General features: G+C 37.1%; 8 protein-coding genes. 7 read left to right on the top strand and 1 reads right to left on the bottom strand.

Annotated elements, in window-relative coordinates:
* Positions 1 to 85: 85 nt before the first annotated feature.
* A complete protein-coding gene (locus FFM61_RS07365) occupies positions 86 to 748 on the bottom strand; it encodes a histidine phosphatase family protein (protein ID WP_074427780.1) in 663 nt (220 codons plus the stop codon).
* A 128-nt stretch (positions 749 to 876) separates the two neighbouring features.
* Between FFM61_RS07365 and rimM the strand changes: the two genes are divergently transcribed.
* The 7 genes from rimM (at position 877) to glpK (ending at position 6935) form a co-directional block, all read left to right on the top strand.
* Positions 877 to 1383, top strand: coding sequence for a ribosome maturation factor RimM (gene rimM / locus FFM61_RS07360; protein WP_074427781.1), 507 nt, complete (start codon positions 877 to 879; stop codon positions 1381 to 1383).
* 3 nt (positions 1384 to 1386) lie between these two features.
* A complete protein-coding gene (gene trmD, locus FFM61_RS07355) occupies positions 1387 to 2124 on the top strand; it encodes a tRNA (guanosine(37)-N1)-methyltransferase TrmD (RefSeq protein WP_074427782.1) in 738 nt (245 codons plus the stop codon).
* A 115-nt stretch (positions 2125 to 2239) separates the two neighbouring features.
* The gene (gene rplS / locus FFM61_RS07350; RefSeq protein WP_074427783.1) at positions 2240 to 2593 is read left to right on the top strand and encodes a 50S ribosomal protein L19; all 354 of its coding nucleotides are present in this window, start codon (positions 2240 to 2242) and stop codon (positions 2591 to 2593) included.
* A gap of 91 nt (positions 2594 to 2684) precedes the next feature.
* On the top strand, positions 2685 to 3971 hold the full coding sequence (locus tag FFM61_RS07345; RefSeq protein ID WP_074427784.1) for a dicarboxylate/amino acid:cation symporter: 1287 nt from the start codon (positions 2685 to 2687) through the stop codon (positions 3969 to 3971).
* Between the two features lie 168 nt (positions 3972 to 4139).
* Entirely contained in the window at positions 4140 to 5111 is a 972-nt protein-coding gene (locus FFM61_RS07340; protein WP_074427785.1) for a YitT family protein, read from the top strand.
* Between the two features lie 10 nt (positions 5112 to 5121).
* Positions 5122 to 5307 carry a 2-hydroxymuconate tautomerase gene (thmT, locus tag FFM61_RS07335; protein WP_074427786.1) on the top strand — a complete coding sequence of 62 codons (186 nt, stop codon included), beginning with the start codon at positions 5122 to 5124 and terminating at the stop codon, positions 5305 to 5307.
* 116 nt (positions 5308 to 5423) lie between these two features.
* On the top strand, positions 5424 to 6935 hold the full coding sequence (gene glpK, locus FFM61_RS07330; protein WP_074427787.1) for a glycerol kinase GlpK: 1512 nt from the start codon (positions 5424 to 5426) through the stop codon (positions 6933 to 6935).
* The last annotated feature ends 75 nt before the right edge of the window (positions 6936 to 7010 follow it).

The raw sequence follows: 7010 nt of genomic DNA, 5'->3' as shown, positions 1-7010 counted from the left end.
TGGTGTCTTTTTTTATGTGAAAAAGACAAAATAAAAAGCGTGAAATGTTTAGTTTCACGCTAGAAAGTATAGAGCCCTTTTTTTGTTACCAGAAAGTTGTTAAATCATTAAATACTTTTAACTCCAAATGGTTATCTGTTAGCTGCCAAAGATTTACGGCGCCATTTTTAGGTTCTGATTGAGAGGCAGTTAGTTGGGCAAATTGTTGCCCTAAAATACTGAGAAGTTGCCCATGAGCAATCAATAAAACGTTATCACCATCGTTATTTTCCTTGGCAATAGTAGTAAAACCGTGCATTAGTCGTTGCCAAAAAGTGGCTGCTGATTCAGCATCCCCAGTCGGATCCACATCATGAATGGCATCCATTAAAGTAAATGGTGACATCGTGTCGGAAATCTCGTTAAATGTAATGCCGGCTGGTAATTTACGGTCCTTGGCAATCGCACTAGCCGCAACATCATTTGATATACCGTCAAAGTAGCCAAAGAAAACTTCACGAAAATCGGGTAAAGTTTGTAGCTCAGCGGTGCTATCATTATGGGTTAGTATGATGTTAGCGGTTTCAACGGCACGTGCTAAATCTGAACTATAAACATTGTTAAAGACAAGGTTGGCGAGACGTTTACCAGCTTGTTCACTATCGTTGATTCCTTTGGGTGTTAATGGGGCATTTGTCCAGCCCTGAACACGATCATACTTATTGATATAAGTTTCACCATGTCGCACAATATATAAATTAATACTCATAAATTATTCTCCTTTATGCTTGTTGTTATAAGCTAAATTTTATCAGATAACTTCCCATATACCTATTCAGTTACCTTTATTTTACTGGTATACTTACAATTAATATAATAAATGAAAAGGAAGAAAACATGTCCCTTTATAAAGTTGGTAAAATTGTGAATACCCATGGTATTCGAGGTGAAGTTCGTGTTGTACCAACAACCGATTTCCCGATGGAACGTTTTAAAAAAAATAATAAACTTGTTATTGTTGCTAAGCCCAGCAATATTGAAGTGCAAATTGCGACGGTACGTGAACACAAGCAATTTATTTTAGTGAGTTTTGTTAATATGCAAAATATTAATGATGTTGAGCAATATAAGGGTTGTGAATTAATGGTCACTGAAGATTTACAACAAGACTTATCTAATGATGAATTTTATTATCATGATATTATTGGGCTACAAATCATTGATAATGCAACGCAAGAAATCATTGGTAAAGTTAGTGAAATCTTACCAATGCCTGCTAATGATGTTTGGGTGATTAAAGCCAAAGGTCATGATGATATTTTATTACCATTTATTGAAGATGTGGTGGTTGAAGTCAATTTAGAACAGGGCCTTGCAAAAGTTAATTTATTAGAGGAAATTTAAACTATGCGAATTGATGTATTGAGTCTTTTTCCTAATATGTTTGCGCCAATGCGTGAATCAATTATTGGTAAAACTGTTGAACGTGGTTTGGTAGATTTTAATGTTACTGACTTTCGAGATTACACAGAAAATAAGCATCATAAAGTGGACGACGAAATTTATGGTGGTGGTCAAGGGATGCTTTTGATGCCCCAACCATTATTTGATGCGATGGATGCTGTAGAAAAATCAGCAGGTAATCGTGGCCGAGTTATCTTGATGGATCCGGCTGGTAAAACTTTTAACCAGCCAATGGCTGAAGAATTAGCTAAAGAAGAGCACTTAACGATTATTGCAGGTCATTATGAAGGTTATGATGAACGGATTCGCTCATTAGTGGATGATGAAATTTCATTGGGAGACTTTGTCTTAACAGGTGGTGAACTAGGTGCCATGGTTGTTGTTGATGCAACGGTACGTTTACTAGATGAAGCCTTAGGGGATGATCGTTCAGCAGTTGATGAATCATTTTCAACAGGGTTGTTAGAATACCCACAGTATACGCGCCCTGCTGATTTCAGGGGATTAAAAGTACCTGATGTGTTATTGTCAGGACATCATGCCAATATTGCAACTTGGAAACAGAAAGAAGCACTTCGGCGCACATATCAACGTCGGCCAGATTTGTTAGAAAATTATGAATTTGCAAAGGGTGAACATCAATTATTAGAAGAAGTTGAACAAGAAGAACGAGAAAAATAACTTGTGTAATAAATAATAATATGTTAGGATTTTATTTAGTGCTCAAGGGTACTAAATAAAATCCGATAATCCGCTGGCCGAGTGGTGAATTGATTGTCGACGAGGAGAATTAATTATGCGTCAAAACGCTTTGCTAGAAAAGTTGGTCGCTGACCAATTGCGTACAGATATCCCAGAATTCCGTGCCGGAGATTCAGTTCGTGTTCACGCACGTATTGTCGAAGGTTCACGCGAACGTGTTCAAATCTTCGAAGGTGTTGTAATTAAGCGTAAGGGTGCTGGTATCCAAGCTACTTACACTGTTCGTAAGATGTCAAGTGGTGCTGGTGTGGAACGTACATTCCCATTGCACTCACCACGTGTTGATAAAATTGAAGTAATTCGTCATGGTCGTGTACGTCGCGCTAAGTTGTACTACTTGCGTGCATTGCACGGTAAGGCTGCTCGTATTCAAGAAGCACGCCGCTAACAAGGGTAAACTGTTAGTAAAAAGCCAACCTCTTTTAAGAGAGGTTGGCTTTTTTATTGCATATAAATATAAATTAGGGGGCATTTTTAAAATGAGTTCGGTTAGTCAGACCGGTAAGCAAAAGCATAGACCTAGTTTAGGTTGGCAAATTGTTATTGGATTAATTGTGGGTATTATCCTTGGCGTTATTTTCTTTAAAAACAAAATGGCCATTACGGCAATGCAAAATATCGGAACCATGTTTATTGGCTTAATCCAAATGATTGTTTTACCAATTGTAATTTCTAGTTTAACAGTTGGTATTGCCAAAATGGGTGATATGCATAAATTAGGTCGAGTCGGGTTAAAAACACTGATTTATTTTGAAATTTTATCAACGATTGCGATTGTTTTGGGTATGATTGCAGGTAACGTTTTTGAACCGGGTGCGCATGTTAATATTCATAATCTGCAGGCAACTAATATTAGTAGTTATCTTTCAACTGCTAAGTCGGCTGGTACAGGTAGTCTTTGGGAAACGGTTATGGACATTGTACCAACAAATATATTTTCTTCATTGTCTGAGAATAAAATGTTGCAAGTTATTTTGTTTTCAGTGTTCTTTGGTTTAGGAACAGCTGCCATTGGGCCAAAAGGGCAGGTCATTATTGATCTGCTAGATGCTGTTGCCGAAGTAATGTTTAAAGTCACTAATTGGGTTATGAGTTTAGCACCAATTGGTGTTGGTGCCTTAATTGGTGCCACTGTTGCTCAAATGGGATTAGGTTCATTAACGTCATTAGGTTATTTTATTTTTGTGGCCTACTTGACAATGATTATTTTTATCGTGGTCGTTTTAGGACTTGTGTTGAAATTTTATCATATTAATATTTTTGATTTATTCAAAGTTTTACGTGAAGAGATTATCTTGGCATTTACAACGGCTTCTTCTGAAGCAACATTGCCTCGAATTGTTAGTAAAATGGAAAAATTTGGTGTAAACCAGGGCGTTGTGTCGTTTGTCGTACCAACTGGATACACATTTAATTTGGATGGTTCGGCAATTTATCAAGCAATTGCGGCTCTATTTATGGCACAGGCTTACAATATTCACTTATCATTAGCACAACAAATAACGCTTTTGGTAGTATTGATGATTACTTCTAAGGGAATGGCTGGTGTACCAGGAGCCTCATTCGTAGTTTTGTTAGCGACAGTTGCTACAATCGGTGTTCCTGCACAAGGATTAGCTTTCATCGCTGGCGTTGACCGTTTAGTAGATATGGGTCGAACAGTTGTCAATGTTGTGGGGAATTCAACGGCAGCCATCGTCATTGCTAAATCAGAGAAAGACTTTGATGATACTAAACGTATCGCATATTTAAAAAGTATTAAATAATAATTTTAGAATATCAGTCACGTACAGACAATAGTTATTGTTTGTATGTGACTTTTGTTATCTTATAAATTTAAAAATTCAATTGAAATTGTCAATTCATATAGAATAATACTGTCGTTTGTGTAATAATGGTAAAATAATTTTGGTTTAAGATTGGAGGCATAAATTGTGGGATTAGCACGAGTAAAGGAATACAGTATTAAAACAGTTGTATTTATTATTGCAGCTGTTTTAGTAGCTATTTCAATGAATAATTTTTTTGTTCCTAATAATATTTTTTCGGGTGGATTTAACGGTGTGGCCCAACTGATTAGTTTATTTTTTGATTCCGTATTTGGCTTACATGTTGAAGTCGGTGCTATTATTATGGCAACTAATATTCCTCTAGCAATTGCAGGTTGGATATATGCTGGACGAGAGTTTACGATTTTGTCTTTTTTAAACAATTTTGCGGCTTCATTTATGCAAATTGTTTTGCCTAAAACAACATTAGTAACGCATGAACCTATATTAGCGGGATTATTTGGGGGATTGTTGCTAGGAATATCAATAGGGTTAACCTTTAAAGTTGGTTTTTCAACTGGTGGTATGGATATTGTCGCCATGATTGTGCAAAAGACAACAGGTAAGTCGATTGGTTCAATTAACATGTTTATTAATGTCTTTATTGTGGTGGTAGCAGGCGCCTTCATTGGCTGGCAAAATGCCATGTACACAATTATTGGTATTTACGCAACGTCAGCTGCAGTAGATGCTATCCATACACGTCATCAAAAGTTAACAGCTTTTATCGTTACGACACATCCAGATGAAGTGATTCAAGCGTTACAAGCAGCTTTAGTACGTGGTATTACGGTTATGCCATCGCGAGGTGCTTTTACGCAAGAACCAAATACAACGTTAATGATGGTGTTATCACGTTATGAATTGACTGAAATGCAAAATTTGGTTAAATCAATAGATCATGCTTCATTTATTAATATTGTTAGTACGGTTGAAGTATCTAATAACTTTTGGAATGAGGATTTACAGTCTCAAATTAAACGTGAACGTGTGGTGGCAAAAGCTCAAATTACTGACGCATTGAATATCAGTGAAGAAGCTGATAAAATTGGTTTAGATAATCAAGAAAAAAAGTGAGGAAACAAAGATGCCATTAGTTCATATTGATTTAGTAGCCGGACGTAGTGATGAGCAATTAAAGGCCATGATGACAGATATTACAACTGCTATTGAAAAACACGTTGGGGTACCACGAGAAAACGTTAAGATTGTGGTTAATGAAATGCAACCTAATCGCTTTATGGATGGTGGAGTTTTACGTTCTGAAAAATAGTTTCGTGCTATCAAGATGGAACAGACAACGTTCCATCTTTTTTTGTATCGAATCTAACGGGATATCAACTATAAATTGGTGATTTTAAAATATAAAAGCGGGAGTTAGGGAGAAAAATGACTGATCAATATGTAATGGCACTTGATCAAGGAACAACAAGTACGCGTGCCATGTTGTTTGATGCACAAGGGCAAGTAGTTGCAACTGCACAAAAGGAGTTGCCACAAATTTTTAATCATCCTGGTTGGGTAGAACATGATGCAATGACTATTTGGAACGATGCCCGGCAACTTATTGCACAGGTAGTTATACAGGCTAATATACCACCATATAAAGTTGTCAGTATTGGACTAACTAATCAGCGTGAGACGACCATTATTTGGGATCGACAAACAGGTGAGCCTATTGCCCCGGCGGTTGTATGGCAGTCTAAGCAAAGTGACAAAATTGCTGAAAAATTGCAAGAAAAGGGACTAACTAGTTATATTTATGAAAAAACTGGTTTATGGATTGATGCTTACTTTTCAGCAACTAAAATAATGTGGTTACTAGCTAACGTTCCTGGTGCTCGTGAGCGGGCAGAAAAGGGGGAACTACTGTTTGGTACAGTTGATACTTGGTTATTATATAAATTAACCAATGGGCAGGTTCATGCAACTGATTATTCTAATGCCTCAAGAACGATGTTATTTAATATTCATACTAAAGAATGGGATAAAGATCTATTAGCTGAATTTAACATTCCAGCATCTTTGTTACCGGAAGTACGAGATTCTGCAGGAATCTTTGGCTATACTGCTGAGTATGCTTTTTTCGGATTGCAAGTGCCAGTAGCAGGTATTGCTGGTGATCAACAAGCAGCATTAATCGGTCATCAGGCGTTCAATAAAGGTGATGTTAAAAATACGTATGGTACTGGCTCGTTTATTGTGATGAATACAGGACAAGATATTGCACGCTCAACAAATGGTCTCTTAACAACGATTGCTTATAGTATTGACGGTCAAGTAACTTATGCTTTAGAAGGATCAGTCTTTATAGCTGGTGCTGCAATTCAATGGCTTAAAGATGGATTACAACTAATTAAGAGTGCTAAAGAAACTGCACAAATTGCGACAATTGCGCGAGAACAACACATTGCGCCAATTTATTTGGTACCGGCATTTACGGGATTAGGGGCACCTTATTGGGATCAAAATGCTAGAGGTGCTATGTTTGGGTTAACTCGTTCAACGACCAAAGGTGACTTGGTGCGTGCTACGCTAGAATCAATAGCGTATCAAACACGTGATGTCTTAGAAGCCATGCAAGATGACACTAGCATTGAAGTCACGAATCTTGTTATTGATGGCGGTGCCGCTGCAAATGATTATATTCATCAATTCCAAGCAGATTTAATTAATCAGCCGGTAAAACGACCACAGCAATTAGAAACAACAGCATTAGGTGCTGCTTATTTGGCAGGTTTGGGCGTGGGCTTCTGGTCAGATTTGACTAATTTGCCAGCATCAAATAATTTGGAAGTTAAACAGCCAAATACTGAACAGCGTAATCAAGTACAAAAAGCATACAAGGGATGGCAACGCGCTGTAAAAGCGACTCGCCTTTTTCCTTTAAATGAGAATTAATATTCTTTTCAGATACAAAATAGCCTTAAATAAGTTGATAAATTAGTGGATTTTGTCAACTTGCTTTTGGCTTTT

This window comes from Weissella hellenica (genome assembly GCF_005405545.1).
Lineage (GTDB): Bacteria > Bacillota > Bacilli > Lactobacillales > Lactobacillaceae > Weissella > Weissella hellenica.
Note: the sequence above shows the minus strand (reverse complement) of the source record. Positions and strands in the feature narration are given on the sequence as shown.

Bases quoted from the DNA above. Each gene is read 5' to 3' on its own strand.
- FFM61_RS07365 (WP_074427780.1), bottom strand. From the start codon at position 748: ATGAGTATTAATTTATATATTGTGCGACATGGTGAAACTTATATCAAT.
- rimM (WP_074427781.1), top strand. From the start codon at position 877: ATGTCCCTTTATAAAGTTGGTAAAATTGTGAATACCCATGGTATTCGA.
- trmD (WP_074427782.1), top strand. From the start codon at position 1,387: ATGCGAATTGATGTATTGAGTCTTTTTCCTAATATGTTTGCGCCAATG.
- rplS (WP_074427783.1), top strand. From the start codon at position 2,240: ATGCGTCAAAACGCTTTGCTAGAAAAGTTGGTCGCTGACCAATTGCGT.
- FFM61_RS07345 (WP_074427784.1), top strand. From the start codon at position 2,685: ATGAGTTCGGTTAGTCAGACCGGTAAGCAAAAGCATAGACCTAGTTTA.
- thmT (WP_074427786.1), top strand. From the start codon at position 5,122: ATGCCATTAGTTCATATTGATTTAGTAGCCGGACGTAGTGATGAGCAA.
- glpK (WP_074427787.1), top strand. From the start codon at position 5,424: ATGACTGATCAATATGTAATGGCACTTGATCAAGGAACAACAAGTACG.